We start from the raw sequence: 24,520 nt of genomic DNA, 5'->3' as shown, positions 1-24,520 counted from the left end.
ATAGAGATAGGGCGCGGTTTTGCGCCGGTTTATAGCAGGAGGCTTTATGGGCGTTTTAAGGACTGTGGCAAATTTTGTTTTTGGGATGGAGTGCCTGGGGTGCGGGACTTCGTCGGAGAGGCTAGACCCGTGGCTGTGTCCGGCTTGTGCTGCTGAACTTGCGCGCGAAGCGCTTTCGCCTTCGTTCCCGATTAATGGCGTTTTTTGCCTGTTCCCGATGCGGCCTTTGACGAGGCGCCTTGTTCATGCCCTCAAGTACCGGAATATTCCCGGCTTGGCTTCTTACTTGGTGCGGAGTTCTTCGGCGGTAAAGCATGGGGAGGTCGCACAGGAACTTTCGATGCTGGCGCAACCGCTTTATTTTGTGCCGGTGCCGCTACATAGGGCGAGGTATCGCGAGCGGGGGTATAACCAGGCAGAACTTTTGGCGGCGGCACTTGCGACTGCGACTGGCGGTAAGGTGTGCCGCTGGCTAAAGCGCAAGACGTTCGTGGTTTCTCAGACAAAACTTTCGAAGGAAGAGCGCGAGTTGAATGTGGCGGGGGCATTTGTCCCGGATTTTCCGCGGCTAATGCCCCCGCGGGGGAGTATTGTTGTCGTGGACGATGTGTTTACGACGGGGGCGACGACGTCGGCGTGTTTGGCTGCGTTTGGGGCGGATTTTGCGCTCCCGATGAATGTTTGTACGCTGATTTACGATGAGCCGGCGTCGGCTGCGGCCGACTTTGCGGCGGATTGCAGGGCGGATTGGGACGTGCTTCGGTAATGGTGGTTGAAATAAAAAAAAGCTCCCCGAAGGGAGCTTTTACGGAGGAAGAGGGACTCGAACCCCCAAGCCTTACGGCGGCGGTTTTCAAGACCGCTGACTTACCAATTAGCCTATTCCTCCAAATGGTGCGCAAAGAATAGAAAAATTACTTCGATATCGTCAACGATACTTTGCATTTTGTGCAGAATTAACTATTTTTTTACATACTATGAGCTATCAGGGAAATGCTACCGATCTTGGAGACGGCGAAGTCGCTGCTCTCTTGTTCGAGTATATGCCCAAAATTGCTGCTGAACATAAAACGGATAGCCTCTTGGTGCTTATGGCGGATTTGGGCCGAAAGATTGTTCAGGCCGACCGTTGCTCGCTTTGGCTCATCGACGAAGAAAAGAACGAATTGTGGACTAAGGTGGCTCATGGTGTAAGTGAGCTGCGTATTCCGCTTTCGGCGGGCTTTGTCGGGTATTCCCTCAAGACGGGTGAACCGGTGCTTGTCGAAGATGCGTACCGCGATGCTCGGTTTGATCGCCGCAGTGATATCAAGAATGGCTACCACACAACGTCTGTCATGACGATGCCACTGGAAAGCGATGGCCGTGTGATGGGTGTGTTCCAGGCGATTAACAAGGTTGGCGACAACGTGTTCTTCTCCAGTAAGGACCTGGAACGTCTAAAGCTTATTTCAGTTTACTCTGCAAAGACGATAGAATCGGCTATTCGTGCGCAAAAACTTGAAAGCTATGCGGGAAAATTGGAACGCTATACCAATGAACTCAAGTCCGCGCACATGGAACTTATCCGAATCTTGGGCGAAGTCTCTGAATTCCGCAGTCAGGAAGTGGGCGACCACATTCACCGTGTTGCCGAAATTTCCTTGAAGCTTGCCAGATATTTGGGACTGTCCTTGGAACAGCAGGAACTGATTTTCTATGCGGCTCCGCTGCACGATCTTGGAAAGGTCGGTATTCCTGATGTCATTCTGAATAAAGCGGGGCGTTTGACTCCTGAAGAATATAGCCGGATGAAGGCTCATTCCATAATCGGGCGTACTTTGCTCCGCGATTCCAAGACGGACTTACTTTGCATGGCTTCTGACATTGCGGGCGCACACCACGAACGTTGGGACGGTATGGGCTATCCGGATAAGCTGAAAGGCGAAGAAATCCCTCTTGCAGCCCGTATTTGCGCTGTTGCAGACGTGTTGGACGCTCTTTCTAGCCCGCGTTGCTACAAGGCTGCCTGGCCCGAAGATCGAGTCAAGGAAGAAATGAAAAATTCCAGGGGCACGCATTTCCAGCCCGAACTCATTGACATCTTGATGGAACACTGGGATGATTTTTTTGCGTGTTATAGGCCCGGTGGCGAGTTTACCAAGAAAGGTTTGCTCTAATTTCCGTTAGGTTGTTTCAACCTGTGAATTAAATCACATGTAAATTTTTTTTTGGCAGGGGAACGGGTCCTTTGCGCCAATTTTTTTGAAAAATATGCTTTTAGGCGGCTCTTATCTGGAAAAATGCCGAAAATAAAGAAAAAACCTCGATTTTCATCGAGGTTTCTTCGTGGTTCCGATTGGAATTGAACCAACGACACGCGGATTTTCAGTCCACTGCTCTACCAACTGAGCTACAGAACCATTTTGGTGACCCAATAATAGTTTAATTTTTGATGCTTGTCAAGGGTAAAGAGAATATTACTGTTATTTTTTTGAAAAAACTACTAAATTTAGAGTTGTTGGATGGAATTATGAGGTGTCCCATAGTAAAATCTGTGGGAAGTGTGTTTTTTATTTTTAGGTGGTCGCCGTGATTCGCTCAAAAAAATGGATTAGAGAGATTCTTTCTCTGGCTGCGGTTTTTGGCACAGCGTTTGTTGTTGGCTGTGCTGATGATAATAATGAAGGTGCATTTAATGCTCCGCAACAAGGTGGTCAGTGCCTAAATGCTAATGGGTGTGGGACCAGTAATCCGAAAGTTTCTTCTAGTTCGATGTATCCGTACTCTTCGAGCATGGATATCATACAAATTGTTACTTCGAGTAATGATACTATTAGAGATACTATTATTAATTATCTCCCGCCCGATACCGCACTCCGTTGGATCGGACAGTCTGCTTTGCGTATAACCGAAATTTCTCCGCTGAACTTGGATTGGTTCGACGAAGAAGGCAATGATCCGTCTTGGGTCGAAATCTACAATTCCAGTGATCAGGATGTGGACCTTGAAGGTTACACGCTTGTTGAAAACTTGAAGAATTTGCGCAAGTGGGTGTTTGGCCGCGATGTTCTTAAGGCTAAATCCTTTAGAGTTGTATTCTGCGACAAGAAGAATATTTCTTCTGTAGCGATTGCTGATAATGGCGACCGTCACACTCGTCCGCATACCAACTGGAAACTCGATAAGAATGGCGGTACGCTTTACTTGGTCGACAAGTTTAACGGAATTCGCGACTCGGTTGCCTATCCTGAATTGACAGCTGGACTCAGCTGGGGTATTGTCGATGGCGGTTATTGGAAGTATTTTGAAAAGGCTACTCCGGAACAGCCGAATACCTCGAAATCTTACGATGAAATTGTTCCTGATGCCGACATGAGTGGTCTCAAGTCTGGTTTCTATAATGAAGCGTTTACTTTGAACCCGCCTTCTCTTGCCGAAGGTGTCAAACTCCGTTGCACGACGGATGGCTCTGTTCCGACCGAAAATTCTCCGGAATTCAATTCCCCGAAGCGTATTGACCATAGCGTTGCTTTCCGTTGCGCTGCTTTCAAGAAGGGTGCGCTTTCAAGCAAGGTGACGACTCGTACGTTCTTCGTTGATGAAGAAGCCGTGAAAATGCCGATTGTTGCAATTAGTGTTGACTCCAGCTTCTTCCGTGAACATTATATCAAGACTAAGTGCGATGCTCCGAGAGGATGCGCCGATAGCGCTGGCCTTTATGCCGATGTGGAATATCCGATTCACGTTGAATATTTCGAAAAGGGCTCTTCGACGAAGGATGGCTCTACATGGGAAAAGGATGCCGGTATTTCTTTGATGGGTGGCTATAGCCGCTTGAACGACAAGAAGTCCGTTTCTATCCGCCTCCGTGAAGAATATGAAGACGGTAGCATCAATTATCCGTTGTTCGAAACACGCAAGGGCGTGAATGACAAGTACAAGTCTTTCAACTTGCGCAATAATGGTAACCGTTATGTGAGCGACTACATTGAAGACGCTATGGGTGGTGCTCTCCTTGAAGGTACTAGTGTAGACTACCAGAGAAGCCGCCAAGTGGTGGTGTTCTACAACGGCAAGTACTATGGCATCCATGACATGCGTGAACGCTTCAACAAGCATTACGTAGAAACGAACTACAAGATTGATGCTAACTCGGTGAACTTCATCAAGCACTTGGGTCAGGAAGTCGAAGCTAGCAATGGTACGACTGATGCCTATATGAATATGCTCCATTTTGTGGCTGCAAACGATTTCTCTGGCGAAAACAATGCGAACTATGCTGCGGCAAAGCTCTTGCTCGATGTGGGTAACCTTGCCGACTACATGGCTGCTGAAATTTATATGCACAATGGTGACTGGCCGAACAACAATGTGCGTGCCTGGTCTGCTCCGGAACACCCGTGGAAGTTCATGGTTTATGACCTTGACCATGGCTTTGACTGGATGTGGGGCGTGAACAATGGTGAATTTTCTCAGAGCAATAACATGTTTGCTTGGATCAAGAAGGGCGGTGGAAATAAGCCGTGCAAGGAAGAAGGCTGCTTTGCTAACCTCTATAATCAGCTTATCAAGAACCCGGAATTCAAGCGTATGTTCATCAACCGTTCTGCTTTGATGTTCAACAGCTATACGAACGGCAAGAATGTCGAAAAGATTGTCAATGCCATGGTTGCAACGATTGACGATAACGAAATGACGCGCGACCTTGAAAAGTTCAAGCAGAATGAAAGGTATTACCAGAACTCTTGCGGTCATGGATTTGATAAGACTGGTTCTTGCTTGAAAACATGGGCTTCTAGCCGTGATTCCAAGGTTATTGAGGAATATCAGGAAGAATTCGGCTTGAGTGGCATGGCTACCGTGACAATCGCTGCTTCTGGAAGCGGCTCTGTGCTCATGGAAGGTGCAACGCTTCCGAGTAAGGAATTCAAGGGCAAGTTCTTCGTGGGTAACCCGATCTTGCTGACTGCTGTTTCTGCCGGTGGTACGTTTACCGGCTGGAGCGATGGCGTGACCGACAATCCGCGTCTTGTGGAACCGAAGGAAGGCGCTACCTTCACGGCTCAGTTCCAGTAATTTAGAACGACGAGTGCGCTACGGCGAGATGAGTCTTGCCGAGATGCGCCGCCGCTTGTGATGAAATTCGCGGCCTGGATGAAAATCCAGGTCGATTTTTATTTCTACATTTTGTTATATGAAAAGTCCTGTGCGAAAAATGTTCGATGGCATTGCGAGCCGCTATGATTTTTTGAATCATTTCTTGAGTTGTTATCAGGATGTCCTGTGGCGTAGATATTGTTGCAAGAGCCTGAAGAAGATGATGGCTGCGGACATGTTCACGGAAAAGTCGCAGGCTGATGAATCGCGAGACGAAATGCCGCTTGAAAAGTCTATTTCGAAAATGCCACTTGAAATGCCGCGCGGTTTGAATAAAGTGCGTCTTTTGGACTTGTGCGGTGGCACGGGTGACTTTGCCAATACGTTCCGCAAGATTTTTGAATCGGGTTGCAAGTGCGAAAGTGCGCGCGACTTTGTTGTGGACCCGGCGGTGATTGGCGATTTTTCGTATGGGATGCTCGCCGAAGTCAAACCAAAAAAAATTGATGCGCATGCGGTGCAGCTCGATGCCATGAAAATGCCGTTTGCAGAGGGACAATTCGATGTAATCCTAAACGGTTTTGGCATGCGCAATGTGCCCGATGCACGTGGCGCCTTGCTGGAATCGTATCGCGTGCTAGATGCTGGTGGCTACCTTTGCGTTCTGGAATTTTTTTCGCCAAGGAATTTGTTCAACAAGTTCTTTTATAAAGTGCTTGCGCCGCTTTTTATACCTGTAATGGGTGCTTTTTTTAGTGGCAAGCGCGATGCCTATGAATATCTGGTGAATTCAATTATCCGATTCCTGCCGGTTGATGCATTCTGCAAGATGGCCGAAGAATGTGGTTTTGAAGTCAAGAAAGTAAAGATGTTCGATGGCGGAATTTCGTTTGGCGTGTTCTTGCGTAAGCCTGAGAGTGCTGCATGAGTCGATATGTGCTAGGCGTTACGGGTGCAAGCGGCATTATTTATGCCACGCGCACAGCGATGCATTTGCATCGCTGTGGTCACGATGTGACGCTCATCGTGACGCACCCGGGAAAGCAAGTGCTGGAATACGAAGGCCAAAATGCTCTCTATGACTATTGCAAAGATGTTTGCAATGTCGATGATTTCTTTGCGGAATGTGCTAGCGGTTCTAGCGATATTGCGGGCATGGCAGTAGTGCCGTGCTCCATGGGAACGCTTGGACGTATTGCGGCGGGAACATCGGACAACTTGCTTGTGCGTGCAGCAGATGTTTGCCTCAAGGAACGCCGCCCGCTTGTGATTGTGCCGCGCGAAATGCCGTATAACTTGATCCATATCGAAAATATGAAGCGTGTGACTTTGGCGGGGGCTGTCGTGATTCCTGCTTCGCCGCAGTTCTACAGCAAGCCTACGACAATGGAAGAACTCGTGGATACCGTGGTCGCGAAAGTTCTGAAGCATTTGGGCGTTGAACAATCGCTTGTCGCGAGTGTTGCTAAAGTGTGGAGCGGGGAAGAAAGGAGATTCCCGCTCCCCGGAACAAGTCCGGGGCAAGCTCAAGCGGGAATGACAACCAATGACCATTGACCAATGACTAATAACTAAACCATGAATAAACTTCTCGAATTTACACATCTTGTTCGTTTGAGCCATTCGCTTTTTGCGATGCCTTTTGCGCTTGGTTCCATGTGGGTTGCTGCAAATGGATTCCGCGATATGAGCGCTTACGAAACAGCCCGCATTATCGTTCTGATAGTCCTTTGCATGGTGACCGCCCGTAATAGCGCCATGAGCTTTAACCGCATTGCCGATGCCAAGTTCGATGCTGAAAATCCGCGTACGGCAAAACGTCATTTACCGGCAGGGCGCCTTAGCCGTAAATCGGTGATTGCTTTCCTTGCGTTGAATGGAATCTTGTTCGTGCTGTTCGCTGCGCTTTTGCAGCCCCTCGCGGGCTTACTCGCGTTTCCCGTGTGGTTACTGTTGCTCTCCTATTCTTACTGGAAACGCTTCTCGTGGCTTTGCCACTGGTTCCTCGGCTTTGCCATCGGAATGAGCCCGCTCGGTGCATGGATTGCAGTGCGTGGCGAATTTGCGGTGTTCCCGATTTTTCTCTTGTTCATTCTGATGCTCTGGATGGGAGGCTTCGATATCATTTACGCCACTCAGGACATTGAAATCGACCGCAAGCAGGGATTACATTCCGTGCCCGCGCGGTTTGGAATTGAAAAGTCTTTGCGCATTGCTTTGGCGAGCCATTTGGCGATGCTTGCTCTTTGTGTGGTATTCGGCTTTTTCTGGAATATGGGTTGGATTTGGTGGACGGTCACGGGACTCATGACCGCTGCAATAGTCTATATTCACTTGTTCAGAAAGTCCAATGATTTGGATGCCATGAACCGCGACTTTTTCCTCGCGAATGTTGCTATTAGTGCCCTTGTGATGGTTGGGCTTATTGTTTGGATTTGCCTTGGAGGTGATGTCAATGCCCTTTATTAACAGACCGAACGGAAAATTCACGAACGAAGAAAAAGTGAAAATGTTCCACCAAATGGGTGGCGTTGCTGCTGTTTTAGCGCTTGTCTGCGTGATACTCCTCGAAACAGGTGCCGCAGATCAAAATCGTGAATTGGTGGACATGGGCCTTACCGCGATGATTGTGATGCTTGCCGTTTCGCTTATCGGAGCGATGTATTTTAAGAGATGACGGTTATACGAAAAATCTATAGAATCTTTGTCCAAGAGGACTGAAAAAAAGAATTGAATTTATGAGAAATTTTTCTAAATTTTGTTCGTATGAAATTTGTAGCAACATTTTATGAACTGCGTGCGATTGCTTATTTTGCAATCAAAAGTATGGTTATTGGGTGTTGCTTGAATGTTCCTGGCGGTTTGTCCGTCAGGTTTTTTCGTTTTTAATATCAAAAGAAGGAAACCAGGAAAATGAATAATCCAAGCATATTTGCAAAAGCTCGGTCGGGGCTAATTCTGCTCGTATCTTTGCTTGCCGTATCAACCGCATGGGCGTTGGATCCGGTCGAGTATCTTGACGAGTCCGGTGAATTGAAGACGCTTATGGGATACACTGAACTTGTTGCTTCCAGTCCTAGCAGCGCTTCCAGTTCTGGCAGCACGGCGGGAGTCCCGTTTTCCGCGTCGTCGGGGTGGTATGTGGTCAAGGGCGAGGTATCTTACGATTGTAGTGATTTCAATTTTAAAGGGGATTATGTCAATCTTATTCTTACGGATGGAGCTAAGTTGACCGTAAAAAACGGTGATGAAGGATGTGTTGAATTTGGCAATCTTGACATCTTTGTCCAAAGTATGGGCGAAGAAATGGGCAAATTTGAAGTACCTTCTTTAACAGTCTCTAATTATTTTGACGTTTGGGGTGGTTCAGTTACGATAGGCGGTGCTATTAAAGCTGGTTTTGTTCTATTTAATAATGGTTCTGTTTCGATAAGTGGTGCTGTTGAAGCTGGAGGAAACGTTGTAATTAATGATGGTTCAGTTACGATAGGTGGCGCTATTAAAACGGATATGTTTGTAATTTATAATGGTTCAGTTTCAATAGGTGGCGCCTTTGATGCTGGTACTGCTCATCTTCATAATGGTTCTGTTGTTGCCGATGGTGGAATTATTATAAATGAAACAGCCGATATCGTCTTTGGTGGTGCGACGGTTTGGGCTCGTTCATATACTATTCCTGAGGGGGATGGCTATACAGTTATCTTTAGTTCTGTTTATGGGGATGATCTAGGTAATACTTTTAGTGGTATTCTTAATGAGGACCAGATTGCTTTAATCGCTGGCAAAACGATTGCTCCTGTGAAAAGAATTGTATTCGATGATGGTTTGGATGCGTTTGAAATTGTATGGAATCCAGGCGAAGTCCCCTGTATCCCCACTCGTTATGGGAAAAAATTCCTCGGGTGGTATGCCGATAAGTCTTTTGAGGTCCCGTTTGACTTTACGAATTTCAATGATGAGGCTATTGCCTATGGCTTGTGGGAGGATTTGACTGAAGTCACGTATCTCGATGAAAATGGTAAAGAACAGAGAGTTGTTCCTGATTACGAACTTGTCGGTAACGAATGTACTGACGGCGAAGTGTTTATGTATGGTGGCTGGGTTTTGGTCAAGGGCGAAGTTTCTTATAAAAACAACTTTGCGTTCTTGGCTAGGTCTCCTTACAATCCGAAGGATCCTTATTCTCCAATTATTAAGGTTGGCACGGGTGATGTTGATTTGAAGAATCCATCTAAGGGTGGCAAAGATGATGTTTTGTACCCTATATATCTAGGTGATTTGAATGTCAACTTGATTCTTGCGGATGGCGCCAAACTGACTGTTGAAAACGATGTTACTGAATTCCAGACCTCGTTCAATAACCTTGCCATCTATGCCCAAAGTACGGGTGCAAATCAGGGTGTGTTCGAAATATCATCTTATGCCGATGCTATTTATGCTAAGGACGCTTTGATAATCAATGGTGGTTCTATTAAGGCCACTAGCAGGGGTAGCGGTATTTCTTCTGAAAATGATTTGGTTATCAATAATGGTTCCATCACGGCTTCTGGCAATAATCATGGCATTTGGGGAAGTCGCTTAGTTAAGATCAATGATGTCGTTATAAACGCCTCTGGTTATGAAGCGGTTCGTTCTATGGATTCCATTGTAGTCAATGGCGGTACTGTTGAAGCTCGCGCTATAGGTAACCATGTTGAAACCGGAGCGGGTTTTGCCACTAATGGATATGTTGACATTAATGGCGGTTCCGTTACCGCTGCCGGTGGATTCGCTATTGGTGCTACTAAGGAAGTTACGATTGCCGGAGGCGATGTCAAGGTTACTTCAAGCAATTATGGTGAATATAGTGGTTATGTGTGCTTTGGCATCGGTTCCTTTTGGAGAGATGTTAATCTGAAGGGGGGAACGGTGACTGTTTCGGCCGAAAATGGTTGCAATGGTATTTACGCTAACAACTCTGAGAATAAAGCAATTAATCTTTCTGGTGTTTCTATTAATGCCAGTAACTATGTGGGCCCAGTCGTGATTGATTATGGCCTCGCTTACACCGATGGCGAAGATAATTTCTATACGGGAACGCTCTCTGCAGAACAGCAACTTGATGTCTCTAGCAAAACGATTGTTCCTGTGAAAAGAGTCTTATTTGATGATGGTTTGAATGCGTTTGAAATTGTATGGAATCCAGGCGAAGTTCCCTGTAATCCCTCTCGTTATGGGAAAAAGTTCCTCGGGTGGTATGCCGATAAGTCTTTTGAGGTCCCGTTTGACTTTACGAATTTCAATGATGAGGCTATTGCCTATGGCTTGTGGGAGGATTTGACTGAAGTCACGTATCTCGATGAAAATGGTAAAGAACAGAGAGTTGTTCCTGATTACGAACTTGTCGGTAACGAATGTACTGACGGCGAAGTGTTTATGTATGGTGGCTGGGTTTTGGTCAAGGGTGAAGTTTCTTATAAAAACAACTTTGCGTTCTTGGCTAGGTCTCCTTACAATCCGAAGGATCCTTATTCTCCAATTATTAAGGTTGGCACGGGTGATGTTGATTTGAAGACTCCATCTAAGGGTGGCAAAGAAGATATTTTGTATCCTATATATCTAGGTGATTTGAATGTCAGCTTGATTCTTGCGGATGGCGCCAAACTGACTGTTGAAAACGATGTTACTGAATTCCAGACCTCGTTCAATAACCTTGCCATCTATGCCCAAAGTACGGGTGCAAATCAGGGTGTGTTCGAAATATCATCTTATGCCGATGCTATTTATGCTAAGGACGCTTTGATAATCAATGGTGGTTCTATTAAGGCCACTAGCAGGGGTAGCGGTATTTCTTCTGAAAATGATTTGGTTATCAATAATGGTTCCATCACGGCTTCTGGCAATAATCATGGCATTTGGGGAAGTCGCTTAGTTAAGATCAATGATGGCGTTATAAACGCCTCTGGTTATGAAGCGGTTCGTTCTATGGATTCCATTGTTGTCAATGGCGGTACTGTTGAAGCTCGCGCTATAGGTAACCATGTTGAAACCGGAGCGGGTTTTGTCACTAATGGATATGTTGACATTAATGGCGGTTCCGTTACCGCTGCCGGTGGATTCGCTATTGGTGCTACTAAGGAAGTTACGATTGCCGGTGGCGATGTCAAGGCGACTTCAAGTAATTATGGTGAATATAGTGGTTATGTGTGCTTTGGCATCGGTTCCTTTTGGAGAGATGTTAATCTGAAGGGGGGAACGGTGACTGTTTCGGCCGAAAATGGTTGCAATGGTATTTACGCTAACAACTCTGAGAATAAAGCAATTAATCTTTCTGGTGTTTCTATTAATGCCAGTAGCTATGTGGGCCCAGTCGTGATTGATGATGGCCTCACTTACTACGATAGCGAAGGCAATTCCTTTACGGGAACGCTCTCTGCAGAACAGCAACTTGATATTGCAAACAAATATGTGTATCCATATCAGCCAGCCCTTGTGATTGCAAAAGATGAAAACGATAACGCGATTGCTACGCTTGATGGTAATTTCGAAAAAGATCTTCCCGTTATCATTGAACAGGAAACTACGGTGGATGAGGTTGTATTCAACAGAACGTTTACCTCTGGTAGGTATGCGACGCTTATGTTCCCGTTTGATGTCTATGCAGATAACTTGATTGGAGCTAAGCTTATTGATGAATTTGGTCGTATTGATACCGTTAAGGATGAGACCACGGGTAAGATTAAAAGGCTTGAGGCTCATACGAAAGCTTTCTGGGATAAGCCTACTGAACCTTCGGCTTATGTTTGCGACAATCTTGTCGAAGGTTGCGAATATAGTAAGCTTCTCAAGGCAAATACGCCTTGTATGGTGCAGTTGGATGAAACGCATACGTCCATTGAAGTTCGTGGCGCTGTGAAACTTGTGACAAATGCTCCAGAATTTGCTGTTAGATATGGCGATTGGGAATTTGTCGGTGTGTACCAGTACAAAAAGTGGACGGAAGACGATGAAGAACTGCTCAATGGTCGCGCTGTTTATGGATTTGTCGGAAAAGCGGTCGATGGCTTTACTATTGGTAAATTTGTAAGGATTAAAGCTGGGGCTTATATTAATCCCATGCGCGCTTACATGAGATACAATCCGTTGCCGGGTCCGCAGATGGCTCTCCGCTATTCTGTTGCAGATTGGAACAAAACGGTTTCTTCTATCGAATTGCCGGAATCAATTACCATTCTTCGCGATGTTGATGGCGAAAATCATGAAGAACGTACAACTGTCATAGGACACTTCAATACTCACACAGGAGATTTCAGGTTGCAACGCTCCACTGGTCGTGTGTTTGACTTGAAGGGACGTGCCTATGGCAAGGATGCTCGCAAGGCTCGTGGAGCCTACTATGGCAAGAAGGTTATAAAGTAAAAATTGAAAAAAGGAATGAATATTATGACTATTGAAATGAAAAAGAAATATGTTGCTCCCGAAATGCTCGTAATCAAGTACGAACATGAAGGTTGCTTGCTCAATGGTAGTGATGAACCTGAAGATTACGGCAATCAGCTCGGCCTGAACGATGGGGTGTCTGATGACGAATTCGTCTAAGAAGGATTATGTGGCTCCTGAAGTCAAGGTGGTCGTGCTTGAACAGCAAGAGCCGCTTTTGCAGTCAAGTCACTTTGATCCCCCCGACACAATCCTGATATATAGAGATTAAATCTTCTACATAGAATCTCTAAATTAGAGAAAAATGCCGCCCGATGAACAGATCGGACGGCATTCTTGTATAAATTCTCGTATAAAGAAAGCGCCCGCTATAGCGGACGCTTCAAGTTTTATTTCTTTATGCAGCGGACTGCAAGACCATTTTTTTTCATCTCTTGATTGAAACCGTTGTTTGAAGTCCTGTTGCTTGTGAAATACAATTTCATTGCCGTTGAATCTGTCATTTGTTCAGAGCTCCAGAAGAATCGGTTATCGTTGTAATTACTGATTGTGAGTTCTTCTGTGTAGTCAATTCCATTTCTGTAAAAAATGTTGATGTAGCCTGCTGGTAATGCTGAAAAACCACAGATGTCCGTGTTTGCGGAGTCGGTTTTGGCAAGATCCTTGCGGAGATCGGCGGGACTGCATTCTTGAAGCAATTGATTCCAATCGATGGTTGTCGGTAGCCTCCACCCGCTAGGGCAAATGCCTTGATGTGAATCAGGATCAGGAATGTCTACAATGCTTGGATTGTTGTTTTTAGGGAGCCCTACAGCCATGTTCCAGCTGTAAAGGCGTCCGAAAGTCTCGCATCCGTTTTGAGTGCCTCCGCACCAGCTTCCATCGACATTGTAATTCAGGTTTTCTGCCAACCATTCTTGCTTGCCTATTTTGATGGTCTTGTATTTTTTCCCGTCTCTAGCGTCTGTGATGGAACCGTAATCGGCAGGGGCTCTAATCCAAACACCATCGTAGCAAATAAAGTTTTTCCCGTTCATTATTCCTTTGCTGCCTTCTTTCGCAAGGTTACATGCACCAAAGAAAACATCGGGAGATGGTGCTGGTATCCAGGCGTAGCCTTCTGTGTAGTGTTCTGCCTTTTTCGTTTTGCAATAGTATGAAACACCTTGGTAGGATATAGTATCATTAACTCTTTTTTTCGTGCAAACGCCATCGACCGAGTCTAGTGCTGTGAGTACGTACCAGCCATCATCAAAGTATGAACTGAATAGTCCTTCATCACAATAGGCGCGTTGCCCTTCGGCTCCGATAAAAGTTCCGTATAATGATGAATTTAGTTCATTGCAACGACCATAGTTGCCCCATTCAGTTGAGGCTGTTTCCCATTCTGAATAATTTGTTCTACAGATGTAATCTGTTCCGTTATAAACGCCCCATTTCAATTTAGAATCATAAGCGTCGCATAACCCTAAAGCTTCAATTACTGGGGTATATTTAACCCAGGTCGGGTTTGCGCAATTCCTTGTCCCGATACACCCATATTTATCGCCTTTGAGTGTAACGGTTTTGCCTCGGGTGTCGCAGGTGCATTCTCCGAATTGCTTATAAAGATCTGTGACAACTTTCCATGTCTTATTTTGAGAGCAGAAGAAATCGACTTTGTCGAGTGTCTTGGTTTCACCTTTGTTGGTTTCGGTGCAGTTGCCCAGAGCTGTTGCTGCTGTGATAGATGTCCATGTTTGAGACTTGCATTGGTATATGGTGTTTGTCGATGAGTAAACGACAATTTTGCCTTCTCTTTTGGTGGTGCAAATTCCGTCTTCTACTTCGAGGTCTGTGGCTTGTGTCCATTTCTCGTTACGGCAGACATAGAGCTTTTCTTGGTACGTGGTAGACTCGTTTTCGCGTTCCGTGGTGCACAATCCATTTATGGATTCAATACCGGTGACTTCAGTCCATCTCTTGCTTCGGCATACGTAGGTCTTGTTCTGGTACTGTACGAGTTCTTTTTCTCGTTCTGCAGTGCAAGAATCGTGTACGAGAACAAGCGTCGGGATGACCCAGCCGGTTTTTGTACAGATATATTCCGTAGAGCCGACTTTGCCTGTTTTCTTCAACTTTTGCTTTGTGCAAACACCAAGGGAATCGTCTTGTGTTGTTTTTTCGCGCCAGCTGTCGAAGGCGCAGACATACCAAGTCGTTTTGTTGTTTTCTTTGAATCCGTCTTTTTTACCTTCGTTTTCGTCTGAACATGTCCCGAGAGCTTCAGCCTTTGTTGCTGTGCGCCACTTGGTATCGCAAATGTAGCTTGTTGCGTATCGGTCAATTCTGACTAATCCTTTGAATTCAGGAACGCAATAGCCGAGGTCGCTTTCGGGATATTCGAGGTATTCCCATTTGGGGCCGTCCTTGCAACCGTAATCGTTACCCCACAGGTACTTCATTTTGTACTTGAACGTGGAATCGCATACGCCAAGGTAATCATCGGCAACAGCTTTACGCCAACCGGAATCGTCACAGTAGTAATAGGAGCTTGTTCCAATCGTGTCCAGTTTTCCTTTTTTATCCGGAGTGCAAAAACCGAGACTATCTTCGACGCTTGTCACTTTTTCCCAGTTGTTGTTCTTGCGGCAGGCGTAAGTTGTTTTTTCGAATTTGACGGTGCTGAAATATTTGGTGCTGTCGCATTTGCCGAATAATTCAACTAAAGTAGCTTTGCGCCAACTGGTTGAATCGCAGTAATAGTGCGTTGTATCGTTTTTCGTCATGATGGAGTCGATTTTGCCCTTTTGTTTTGGCGTGCAGACACCGATTTCTTTTTCGGTGCTGTTCAATGTCGTCCATGTTTTTGTAGTGCGGCAAGCGTAAGATGTGTCTTGGTGTTTTTTAACGGTATAGTATTTGCTCGAATCACATGGACCAATGTAGTCTATGAGTACGGCTTTGCGCCAACCTGTAGAATCGCAGACGTAATCCGTGGTATCGCCCTTGTTTATTTCGGACTTCATCTTATTTATGCTGTCTGGAGTGCAGAGCCCGATGGCGGATTCGATGGAGGAGGGCTTGCGCCAAGTGGATTCATCGCAGATATAGCTTTGACCGTTCAGTTTCCGCACTTCCCATTGATTTTTCTTGGTGCAACTTGCGTCTACATCGTTCATGGTTGCAAGTTCCCAGGAGTAGTTGCAAATGTACAATGAGTCTTTGTAGTAGTGCTTTTCGCCGCGTTCCGAAGATGGGCAGGAATTGTCATCAGCTTCGACCCATTTCTTTCTGTTGCAGCGGTAGTTGGAGCCCTTGCTTGCAACGAAGAATTCGCTGAGGTTGCTGTATGTGGTGGAATCGCAAATGGGGAGCTGCTTGTCGTTTTCGACGAAGTGCGATACCTTCATGCAGCGGAGTGCGTAATAGGCGCTGTAGTTGGCGTCGGGAAAATCGTATTTGCCTTTGCTGTTGGCTCTGAAAATATTGAAATCGGAGGTCTGGTAGTAGGCTTCTTTGCCACCGCGACTGCATTGGAGTTCTCCGTTTACCGTTTCGCAGAAGCCGGACATTTGCGGATCGAATCCGAAAGCAGGGTCGGCGATATTGTTTGTAAAGCTGACCATATATTTGAAGTCGGCTTCCGTGGGTACTTTAAAACCGCTTGGACACGCTTGGGAGGCGCTCGAACTTTGGTACAGGCGACCATAAATTTTGCAGTTGTCAGTATCTTCATCGTAACAGGCGCTGCGGAAAATCTTGTAGTTCGCATTTTCGGCCATCCAAGTGTATGGACCGAACTGGATTGTTTTATAAGTCTTTCCGCTTTTTTCGTCGAGAATTTCACTCTTGATGATGTTTACGATGCCGGCGTTGGAATTGTATTGTGTGCCTGTAATGGAGGTGTCCTTGAATGCGTCACCTCCGAGGTTGTCGTCGTCATCTTCATTTGTTGTAGGCGATGTCGCGTTGCTGCCATCATCGCTACCGCAAGCGCTTATGTAAAATGGAAGAATAAGGCATAAAGAAAAGAATGCTTTTTGAAAAGATCGTTGCGAAATGTGCATATTGCCTCCTTAATTAGAACCCGATTTTATGCAACGGATGGAGTAGCCGTTTCTCTTAAGCCTTGAATATAACGGGTTTGTGATATTGGTTTTCACGGAGAGTGATGCCGCTGTTGCGAAGTCCTTGTCGTTCTGTTCTGAACTCCAGAAAGCAATTTCGCTACCGATGGAACTGAGTTCTTCTGTGTAGTTAGTATTGTTTGTTTGTTTAACGTTTTCGTAACCCGTCGGTATTGCTGTGAATCCGCAGAAATCGGTATGTTCAGAATCGTATCCTGTAAGAGTTGTTCTGAGTTCGGCTACGCTGCATTCTTTTAACAGTGTTGCCCAATCTGTACTTGAGGGTACGCGCCATCCGTCAGGGCAAATACCTTGATGATTTTCAGGATTTTCGATGTCTACTAGAGTTGGGTTGTAATTTTTTGGAAGACCCATGGTCATGTCCCAGCTGTATAGGCGGCCATACTTGACGCATCCATTGAGGTTTCCGCCGCACCAGCTGCCTTCAACTTCGTACTTCAAGTTTTCGGCCATCCATTCTTGTGTACCAATTTTGATGGTCTTGTATTGCTTTCCGTCTCTGGAGTCTGTTATGGATACATAGTCGGTTGGATCTCTATGCCATAGACCATCGTTGCATTGGTAATGGCTACCTTCAAATGAAACGGTTACGCCGTCGTTGGATGATGTGCATTTGCCGTAATATTCGGTCATCTTGGTTGCAGGAATCCATCTGTAAACTTTAGAAGTGTTTTTACCGCAATAATAATATTTCCCTTCAAAAGTCAATGTGTCGCCAAGTTTGTTGAAGTAGCAGGGGCCTTTGATGCTATCGATGGGTTGTAATGCGTACCAGCCATCAGTTTTTGAATTGGATGGTTCCATATCGACATTGCAATAATAGTGCTGACCTTTAAAGCCTACTGTTTTACCGAGTCTTGCGGGAAATCTGTCATCGCAGATAGAATACATGGCCCAAAGAGATGAGGCTGTGTACCACTCTCCGTCATCATTGCATACGTAATCTTTTCCCTCGTAAACCGTCCAATCATATGTATTCCCGTAGCAGAATCCTAAAGCTTTGTCCAAATCGTTCTCTTTTCGCCATTTATGACGTTTTGAGTCATTACCATTTTCAGTGACGCAACCGTAATTATATCCGTTATAGACTTTGCTTATTCCATAACTTTTGGAATCGCACTTTCCAAGTTCTTTATCAAGCGTGTCGTATTCTTGCCAGCCTTCGGGCTGGGAGCAATAGTATTGTTTTTCGCGGTATTTTACAATTTTCCCTTCTATGGCCTTGGTACATTTTTCGAGAACGTTCCAATAAGGTGCGATTTCCCATTCATCGTCGTCGCAAAAATAGTGGTTTCCATTGTATTCGTATATTTTGTGTTCATCTCTTTCTAGACACATGCCGAAGGTTAAATCAAGGGAGTCCAGTTTTCTCCAGTAATAGCCCGCACAGCCGTACGTTTCATTTCCGAATTCGACAATCTTTCCCTTTATAGAATTAGTGCATTTTCCATAAGCATCTTCGATGGCGTATTTTTTCCATCCGTCTTCTTTGCAGATGTAGGTGACGTTATTGTCGGATGCTATTTTGCCCAATGTTCCTTTGTAGCACAGGCCTATAGATTTCTCTAGACTTGTGTAGGTGCGCCATTCCTTGTTGATGCAGGCGTACTTGATGGAACTGTAAGTTTTTTCGAGGCCTTCGTTGTCTTCTTCGCATACGCCGAGAACTTCGTCTTTTGTTGCTACTCTCCAAAGCGAGTCGCAAATGTAAATCTTGTTTGTGCTGTCTGCTTTCAAGGTGCCTTTAAGTTTGGGCGTGCAGAATCCGAATACCGTTGTGGGGTGCGTGAGCTTTTCCCAAGATTTGGCATTTTGGCAGCCGTATGTAATTCCGCTGACTGTCTTTGATGTATAGAGTTTTGTGGAATCGCATGCACCGTAATAGTCATAAACAGTCGCTGTTCGCCAACCTGTGGTATCGCAGATGTAACTTGTTCCACTTGATTTTATGGTGTCAATTTTGTCGTAAATCTTGGGCATGCAAATGCCGATGCTTTTTTCGGTGCTGCTTAGGGTTGTCCATTTGTTTGTGGTGCGGCAAGCGTAAGAGCTTCCTTTGTATTCGACGGTGTTATAGAACTTGGTCGAATCGCATTTCCCGGCGACATCTTCCAAGACAATGCTGCGCCAACCTGTGGAATCGCAAATGTAGCTTGTACCGCTAGATTTTAAGGAGTCGATTTTACCGTAAATCTTTGGGGTGCAAACGCCAAGATTCTTTTCGGTGCTACTCAAAGTTGTCCACGATTTTGTGGTGCGGCAAGCATAGGTGCTTCCTTTGTATTCAACGGTGCTGTAGAACTTTGTGGAATCGCAGGTGCCATGGAAGTCCGCCAAGACGGTGCTGCGCCAGCTTGTGGAATCGCAATAGTAAGATTCGTAGCTGCTGGAACTCTTGAGTGAATCGATTTTGCCGTTTTTGCTCGGAATGCAGAATCCGATGGAATCTTCGCGGGCGGTTGCTTTACGCCAGCTGGAATCCCTACAGAGGTAGTTCTTGCTGTAATTTTTCTTTTGCTCCCATTGCCTGTCTTTGGTGCACTGGCCGATGGAGTCAATGAGTACTGCCTTGCGCCAGCCGGTTGTGTCGCAGAAGTAATGCGTGGAATCCGACTTGGTTTTCAAGGTTTTCATTTTCTTCAGGCTGTCAGGAGTGCAAAGCCCGATGGAATCTTCGATGGTGCTGGGCTTACGCCAAGTGGAATCATCGCAGATGTATTTTTTCCCGTAGTTTATTTTGAGTGCCCATTGATTTTTGGCAGTACATGTGCCAATGGAGTCGATAAGCACGGTCTTGCGCCAACCTGTAGAATCACAGATGTAACCTGTGGTGTCGTCATCGTCGATGTAGGCTTTTGTCTTCTTTAAACTGTCGAGATTGCAAAGCCCGATGGCGGTTTCGATGGTGGAGGGCTTGCGCCAGGTGGAATCGTCGCAGATGTAGCTTTGTCCGTTCAGCTTACGGACTTCCCACTGATTTTTTATGGTGCAGCTGGCATCTACATCGTTCATCGTTGCGTATTGCCATGTGCCTCGGCAAACGAATAAGGTGTCTTTGTAGTAATGCTTCTCGCCACGTTCCGCGGAAGGGCAGGAATTGTTGTCGTCGGCCTCGACCCATTTTTTTCTGTTGCAACGGTAGTTGTATCCTTTGCTTGCAATGTAGAAGTTGCTGAGGCTATTGTATGTGGTGGAATCGCAAATGGGGAGTTGCTTTTCGGTTTCGACAAAGTGCGAAACTTTTACGCAACGGAGAGCGTAATAGGCGCTGTAATTGGCTTCAGGGAAATCGTATTTGCCATTACCGTTGACTCTGAAAATATTGAAATCGGAGGTTTGGTAGTATGCTTCTTTGCCTCCACGGCTGCACTGGAGTTCGCCATTTACGGTTTCGCAGTAGCCGGACATTTGCGGATTGAATCCGAAATCGCGGTTGGTGATGTTGCTTGCGAAACGGACGATGTACTTGAAGTCGGCTTCTGATGGAATTTTGAAACCGCTTGGGCATGCTTGGGAGGCGTTCGAGTTTTGATACAGGCGCCCGAGTTTTTTGCAGTTGTCCGTATCTTCGTCATAGCAGGCGCTGCGGGAAACTTTGTAGTTGGCGTTTTCGGCCATCCATGTGTAAGGGCCGAATTGGATTGTTTTGTAGGAATTACCGCTTTTTACGTCTAAAATTTCGTCTTTGATGATGCTTACAACACCGACATTGGAATTGTAAGTAGTGGCGGTAATGGAGGTATCTTTGAAATTTTCACCACCGAGGTTGTCTTCGTCATCTTCTTCAATGTCGTTGTCGTTTTCTGCCGCGCTGCTGCCGCTGTCGCCACCGCAAGCGTACATGAAAAATGGAAGAATTAAACACGCTGAAAACAGCGCCTTCCTGGATGCACGTTGTGAAATGTGCATATAGCCTCCTTATTTTAGGCGCAATATACAAATATTTTAATTGTAAGACTATGGTTACAATTTTTTGTGCAAAAGAAGTGTTGTAAATGTTGTACGTTTGAGAATGTACACAAAATACATTTGAAAAAACGTGGGGAAAGTGCTCAAAATGCGCGTGAAATATGTGCACAAATGTGTGGAAATTGCGTATGAGAATGCGTTTAAAAATGCGCGGAAAATTTAAATCTCTAAATCTGCAGAAATGACGGTTTCGATTGTGCCGTCATCGCATTTGAAGAGCAGGCTGCCGTCATCTTGCATGTCAATGATGGTGCCGGATTTTTTGATAGCGCCTTCGCCTGTTTCGCGGTTTTGATCGGTGCAGCGGTTGTTTACGACAATGGTGCCGCGGGTGCCGATGAACTGGTCCATGCGTTTCCATGCAGCGACCCAGGGGCGAATGCCGAATGCTTTAAACTGCCCGATGGCGCGTTCGAGATTCCCGATGAGTTGTTGCAAAAGTTTTTCTCGATTGATTGTGTGCCCGAAAATGGCTTTGAGCGTAGTGACTGCTCGGTTCAGGTGGGCATAATCTTCGGGATCGCTGTTGACGTTGATGCCGACTCCCATGTTGAGTGCTGGGCGCGGCGCATTCTCACTTGTCGTCCCCGATTGATGTGTGCGTGTATAAACGATTTCCGCTAAAATTCCGCAGAACTTGCTTTTGCCAAAGAGAATGTCGTTCGGCCACTTGACTGTAATTTTCGGGGCGGTTACGATTTCTGGTTTTGCGCGGTTTGCGTTCGTGGGGGTGGCGCATTTATCGACCGCATTTACATTTGCGAACTGCGCACTGTCCTGAATTGCGGAATGAATATTATTGAACGTTTCTGCAAACGTGAGTGCCGCCACTTGCGTAATTTGTGCGAAACGATTGGCGGGGATGCCTTCTAGCGGGATTAGAATATTGAAGTAAAGGTTTTTTCCGGCGGGGGAGTCCCAGGTTCGTTCGTGACGTCCATGTCCATTGCTTTGCGAATCAGCAACAAAGAGTGTGCCGGGAGCAATTTCGCCGGAGGCTGCCATGGCCTTCATGAGCTTGTGCGTACTTTCGATTGTCTCGAAAAGAAATGCCGGTGCGCTACCGAAACCCGTAAGCTGCCAATCTGTGAATGCACGTTCTTGCGAAAACATTTGCTAGTCGTTAGTTATTAGTCATTGATCGTTAGAAAATCTAGTAAAAGGAGATGCCCGATCGGAGTCGGGCATGACAAATACAGAGATGCTCGCTTGGTGGCGGTCATGACATGGGCGGCGATTCTCGATTTTTGCTGCAGTCCTAATTCTGAACTCTTCATTCATAACTGCGGCTATACCGCTCTATTCGTCGGCTTGTTTTTCTTGAAGTTCTTTGAGTGCTTCGTCGGGGAATATTTTGAAGAACTCCTGCTTGCGGTCTTCGAACAACTGCAACATACGTTCCTGTTCGAACTGCTCGCGGTCGATGTTCTGCATAAAGAATTCATCTCGGGCAAAGTCTCGGCTCTGAATCATCTTTTTGATATCTTCGGACAAGTCAATGTTGTCCCAAAGGATGTAATACGAACCGATAAAACCGTCAGCAAAAATATCAACGTTCAACTTGACATCGTTGGTTTTCGTTGAATCGACCATCTGAACTTTGGTTTCGCGCTTTTCGGGGCGGAAAACATCTGCGTCGCTGATAGGTTTGTTCAAGTCTTGTGCCCACGAAGCCGCAACGAGACAAATTATCAAAAATGCCACTCGGGAACCGATGGCTGCACGAACCTTCTGTGTTACTTTGAATACCATATCTATAATATAAAATGAAATGTTGCGAAAAACAAACATAAGTGAGGGGGATGGCAAGAAAAGAAGGTTGTGTTTGGGGTAAAATAAAGAAGTCCGCTTGCGCGGACTAGATAAACTGTATTATATAGGGGATTACCGCCCACGGCCTATGGCCTACAGTGCGAGCGGCATCCACGGCTTCACGACATCGATGGACTCGAGCTTGCCTTGCGACTTGCGGCGGATGGCTGCTGCGGCAATCATCGCTCCGTTGTCCGTACTCAGGCTGCGGTCGGGAACGCAAAAACGGATTCCTTTCTTGTCGCAGTAATCCTGCAGACGTGTTCTGAGCCAACTGTTGGCACTTACGCCTCCGCCCATCACGAGAGTTTTCATCTTCGTTTTCTTGAGCGCGTTGATGGTCTTTGTGACAAGGCTATCGACAATGGCATCTTCGAGCGATGCGCAAATATCGCCAAGGTTCTGCTGGATAAATTCTGGGTCGTGCGTTTCGGTGTAACGGAGTACGGCGGTCTTTAGGCCGCTGAACGAAAATTCGCAGTTGTCATGGGTGTGGAGCGCACGCGGAAATTCGACGAATTTGCGGTTCTTGTCCTTGCCCAAACGGCTGATGGTGGCACCTGCCGGGTATTTCAGTCCGAGGAGCTTTCCGCATTTGTCGAATGCTTCGCCGGCGGCGTCATCGCGGGTACGTCCGATGCTTGTGTACTTGAAACCCGGTTCTTCCATCACAAGTTCCGTGTGGCCACCCGAGACGGTGAGCGTCAAAAACGGTGGCTCGATGTCCGGGTTAGAAAGCCATGCTGCGGCGAGGTGCCCTTCGAGATGGTTCATGCCGTAAGCCGGAATGTTCAAGTCGCGGGCGAGTCCCTTGGCAAAACTGGCGCCGACAAGGAGTGGACCCATAAGGCCTGGACCCGTGGTGTAGGCGATCGCGTCAATATCCTTGAGCTCAATGCCTGCTTCTTTAACGGCTGCTTCGGCAATGGGGGCGATTTTTTGGAGGTGCGCACGCGCTGCGATTTCGGGGACAACTCCTCCGTAAAGCGCGTGTTCATCAATTTGGCTATAGAGAGGGTTCGAAAGAACTTTAAGCGGGTCGTCTTGCAAAACGGCACATGCAGTTTCGTCGCAGCTGGATTCAATTCCAAGCCAAATCATATTCCATAATCCTCGTCTTTGTTCTCGTCCTCGGTTTTTGTCTTGATAAGCTTGATCTTGTCGGGTTTGACAAGAACTGCCTTGATGGACATATTGCGGTCGATGTCTGGCGGCAGGTTCAACTTGATTGTCGGAGCAAGGCTGTCGGCATCTTCGATGGCGAAACGATTGTATTCGATGAAAAGTTCGATATCGTTGTGCTGGATGGCTTCAATGACCTTTTCACCGCCAGTGACTTCAACTGTCGCTTGCTGGGGAGAGAGCGTGTTCAAAGCGCGGTCATAGAAACCGATAAGGTGGATGGGGATGTTCTTGAATTCTTTGGACTTGATTTTTTGAACGTCAACAAAAATCTTTGCGACAGTATCGCTCGGTGTTACAAACGGCGGAAGCTGATCGGTCGCGAGCGGGACAGAGAATGTCTGGCTTTCCTTGATGCTGTCCTTGAAGATGGAATCTGTCGGGATGTCGATAATGCGCGTGAGGGCGTTCCTAGCGCCAGAAACCATGAGGTCTTCTTGCATGAGCTTGGGCTGCTGAACGATAACGTAGCCCGGAGCGGCGCTGAATGTCACATTGTTCTTGATGGGAATGCTGCGTTCGATTCGCGTGTCGACGGCAACGTCGATGAAGAGGTATTGGTTGTCCGGTTCCACATAGTGGACGCTTGTAAAGTTCGGGGCCACGAAGTTCTTGGAATCAAGATGGATGCGCTTGGAGCCGAGTTCGGCAAGGTGCATGTCGACAACCATCGCGGCCTGCTTTTGCGACTGCAGACGGATGAGGTCGAGGGGCTTTCCTTCGACAATCACGGAAACGGTGCTAGGCGGTTTAGATGCAATCGCGAGTGCTTCGGGCAATTTCACGAACGTAAGCGGAACTTCCATTGTCAGTTGGAAGTCCTTGAGCGAGATGACATAGAACCAAAGGGCCATCGCGCATACCAGTGCGGTAATCTTTAATATGATGTTTCCCATAAAAGCCCCATAAAGAACCTCTATAAATTTAAT

At 46.4% G+C, this 24,520-nt stretch carries 16 protein-coding genes and 2 tRNA genes; 10 read left to right on the top strand and 8 right to left on the bottom strand.

The features are described from left to right. Window positions 1-46: 46 nt before the first annotated feature. On the top strand, window positions 47-766 hold the full coding sequence (locus BUQ91_RS12370) for a ComF family protein (RefSeq protein ID WP_072829200.1): 720 nt from the start codon (window positions 47-49) through the stop codon (window positions 764-766). Between the two features lie 42 nt (window positions 767-808). Here BUQ91_RS12370 and BUQ91_RS12365 read toward each other — a convergent pair. Further along, a tRNA-Ser gene (locus BUQ91_RS12365) sits at window positions 809-889 on the bottom strand. 88 nt (window positions 890-977) lie between these two features. Between BUQ91_RS12365 and BUQ91_RS12360 the strand changes: the two genes are divergently transcribed. Beyond that, window positions 978-2,159: an HD-GYP domain-containing protein gene (locus tag BUQ91_RS12360; RefSeq protein WP_074209508.1), complete on the top strand. Its 1,182-nt coding sequence runs from the start codon at window positions 978-980 to the stop codon at window positions 2,157-2,159. A gap of 170 nt (window positions 2,160-2,329) precedes the next feature. On the opposite strand, the gene BUQ91_RS12355 is transcribed toward BUQ91_RS12360, so the two are convergent. Continuing rightward, window positions 2,330-2,402 (bottom strand) — tRNA-Phe (locus BUQ91_RS12355). A gap of 169 nt (window positions 2,403-2,571) precedes the next feature. On the opposite strand from BUQ91_RS12355, the gene BUQ91_RS12350 reads away from it, so the two are divergent. The 8 genes from BUQ91_RS12350 (at window position 2,572) to BUQ91_RS15970 (ending at window position 12,769) form a co-directional block, all read left to right on the top strand. After that, window positions 2,572-5,058: a CotH kinase family protein gene (locus BUQ91_RS12350; protein ID WP_074209730.1), complete on the top strand. Its 2,487-nt coding sequence runs from the start codon at window positions 2,572-2,574 to the stop codon at window positions 5,056-5,058. 118 nt (window positions 5,059-5,176) lie between these two features. Continuing rightward, window positions 5,177-6,007 (top strand): class I SAM-dependent methyltransferase, encoded by an 831-nt coding sequence (locus tag BUQ91_RS12345; protein ID WP_074209507.1) that lies wholly within the window; start codon window positions 5,177-5,179, stop codon window positions 6,005-6,007. Then, the gene (locus BUQ91_RS12340) at window positions 6,004-6,636 is read left to right on the top strand and encodes a UbiX family flavin prenyltransferase (RefSeq protein WP_254842354.1); all 633 of its coding nucleotides are present in this window, start codon (window positions 6,004-6,006) and stop codon (window positions 6,634-6,636) included. The genes BUQ91_RS12345 and BUQ91_RS12340 overlap by 4 nt, the downstream gene beginning before the upstream one ends. Window positions 6,637-6,657: 21 nt before the next feature. Then, a complete protein-coding gene (locus tag BUQ91_RS12335) occupies window positions 6,658-7,548 on the top strand; it encodes a 4-hydroxybenzoate octaprenyltransferase (protein ID WP_074209506.1) in 891 nt (296 codons plus the stop codon). Further along, a complete protein-coding gene (locus BUQ91_RS12330; protein ID WP_074209505.1) occupies window positions 7,535-7,756 on the top strand; it encodes a hypothetical protein in 222 nt (73 codons plus the stop codon). Before BUQ91_RS12335 ends, BUQ91_RS12330 begins: the two co-directional genes overlap by 14 nt. A gap of 236 nt (window positions 7,757-7,992) precedes the next feature. Beyond that, complete coding sequence (locus BUQ91_RS12325) at window positions 7,993-12,477, top strand: carbohydrate-binding domain-containing protein (RefSeq protein ID WP_074209504.1); 4,485 nt, start codon at window positions 7,993-7,995, stop codon at window positions 12,475-12,477. Between the two features lie 36 nt (window positions 12,478-12,513). After that, on the top strand, window positions 12,514-12,657 hold the full coding sequence (locus BUQ91_RS15750; protein ID WP_175566641.1) for a hypothetical protein: 144 nt from the start codon (window positions 12,514-12,516) through the stop codon (window positions 12,655-12,657). Beyond that, window positions 12,641-12,769 (top strand): hypothetical protein, encoded by a 129-nt coding sequence (locus tag BUQ91_RS15970; protein ID WP_256382322.1) that lies wholly within the window; start codon window positions 12,641-12,643, stop codon window positions 12,767-12,769. Before BUQ91_RS15750 ends, BUQ91_RS15970 begins: the two co-directional genes overlap by 17 nt. A gap of 118 nt (window positions 12,770-12,887) precedes the next feature. Here the strand turns inward: BUQ91_RS15970 and BUQ91_RS12320 are convergent, their stop codons facing one another. The 6 genes from BUQ91_RS12320 to BUQ91_RS12295 form a co-directional block, all read right to left on the bottom strand. Next, window positions 12,888-16,547 (bottom strand): FISUMP domain-containing protein, encoded by a 3,660-nt coding sequence (locus BUQ91_RS12320; protein ID WP_074209503.1) that lies wholly within the window; start codon window positions 16,545-16,547, stop codon window positions 12,888-12,890. Between the two features lie 9 nt (window positions 16,548-16,556). Next, window positions 16,557-20,537, bottom strand: a complete 3,981-nt coding sequence (locus tag BUQ91_RS12315) for an FISUMP domain-containing protein (RefSeq protein WP_175566640.1) — start codon at window positions 20,535-20,537, stop codon at window positions 16,557-16,559. Window positions 20,538-20,756: 219 nt separating this feature from the next. Then, window positions 20,757-21,710, bottom strand: a complete 954-nt coding sequence (locus BUQ91_RS12310) for a biotin--[acetyl-CoA-carboxylase] ligase (RefSeq protein WP_074209501.1) — start codon at window positions 21,708-21,710, stop codon at window positions 20,757-20,759. A 186-nt stretch (window positions 21,711-21,896) separates the two neighbouring features. After that, window positions 21,897-22,349: a hypothetical protein gene (locus BUQ91_RS12305; RefSeq protein ID WP_254794423.1), complete on the bottom strand. Its 453-nt coding sequence runs from the start codon at window positions 22,347-22,349 to the stop codon at window positions 21,897-21,899. Between the two features lie 153 nt (window positions 22,350-22,502). Then, window positions 22,503-23,510 carry a tRNA (adenosine(37)-N6)-threonylcarbamoyltransferase complex transferase subunit TsaD gene (tsaD, locus tag BUQ91_RS12300; RefSeq protein WP_074209500.1) on the bottom strand — a complete coding sequence of 336 codons (1,008 nt, stop codon included), beginning with the start codon at window positions 23,508-23,510 and terminating at the stop codon, window positions 22,503-22,505. After that, on the bottom strand, window positions 23,507-24,487 hold the full coding sequence (locus BUQ91_RS12295) for a CdaR family protein (protein ID WP_072829172.1): 981 nt from the start codon (window positions 24,485-24,487) through the stop codon (window positions 23,507-23,509). Before BUQ91_RS12295 ends, tsaD begins: the two co-directional genes overlap by 4 nt. Window positions 24,488-24,520 lie beyond the last annotated feature (33 nt).

Source organism: Fibrobacter sp. UWB11, from assembly GCF_900143015.1.
GTDB lineage: Bacteria > Fibrobacterota > Fibrobacteria > Fibrobacterales > Fibrobacteraceae > Fibrobacter.
The sequence above is the reverse complement of the archived record's forward strand: the minus strand, read 5'-3'. Positions and strand labels throughout refer to the sequence as shown.

Bases quoted from the DNA above. Each gene is read 5' to 3' on its own strand.
- BUQ91_RS12370 (WP_072829200.1), top strand. From the start codon at position 47: ATGGGCGTTTTAAGGACTGTGGCAAATTTTGTTTTTGGGATGGAGTGC.
- BUQ91_RS12360 (WP_074209508.1), top strand. From the start codon at position 978: ATGAGCTATCAGGGAAATGCTACCGATCTTGGAGACGGCGAAGTCGCT.
- BUQ91_RS12345 (WP_074209507.1), top strand. From the start codon at position 5,177: ATGAAAAGTCCTGTGCGAAAAATGTTCGATGGCATTGCGAGCCGCTAT.
- BUQ91_RS12340 (WP_254842354.1), top strand. From the start codon at position 6,004: ATGAGTCGATATGTGCTAGGCGTTACGGGTGCAAGCGGCATTATTTAT.
- BUQ91_RS12335 (WP_074209506.1), top strand. From the start codon at position 6,658: ATGAATAAACTTCTCGAATTTACACATCTTGTTCGTTTGAGCCATTCG.
- BUQ91_RS12330 (WP_074209505.1), top strand. From the start codon at position 7,535: ATGCCCTTTATTAACAGACCGAACGGAAAATTCACGAACGAAGAAAAA.
- BUQ91_RS12325 (WP_074209504.1), top strand. From the start codon at position 7,993: ATGAATAATCCAAGCATATTTGCAAAAGCTCGGTCGGGGCTAATTCTG.
- BUQ91_RS15750 (WP_175566641.1), top strand. From the start codon at position 12,514: ATGAAAAAGAAATATGTTGCTCCCGAAATGCTCGTAATCAAGTACGAA.
- BUQ91_RS15970 (WP_256382322.1), top strand. From the start codon at position 12,641: ATGACGAATTCGTCTAAGAAGGATTATGTGGCTCCTGAAGTCAAGGTG.
- BUQ91_RS12320 (WP_074209503.1), bottom strand. From the start codon at position 16,547: ATGCACATTTCGCAACGATCTTTTCAAAAAGCATTCTTTTCTTTATGC.
- BUQ91_RS12315 (WP_175566640.1), bottom strand. From the start codon at position 20,537: ATGCACATTTCACAACGTGCATCCAGGAAGGCGCTGTTTTCAGCGTGT.
- BUQ91_RS12310 (WP_074209501.1), bottom strand. From the start codon at position 21,710: ATGTTTTCGCAAGAACGTGCATTCACAGATTGGCAGCTTACGGGTTTC.
- BUQ91_RS12305 (WP_254794423.1), bottom strand. From the start codon at position 22,349: ATGGTATTCAAAGTAACACAGAAGGTTCGTGCAGCCATCGGTTCCCGA.
- tsaD (WP_074209500.1), bottom strand. From the start codon at position 23,510: ATGATTTGGCTTGGAATTGAATCCAGCTGCGACGAAACTGCATGTGCC.
- BUQ91_RS12295 (WP_072829172.1), bottom strand. From the start codon at position 24,487: ATGGGAAACATCATATTAAAGATTACCGCACTGGTATGCGCGATGGCC.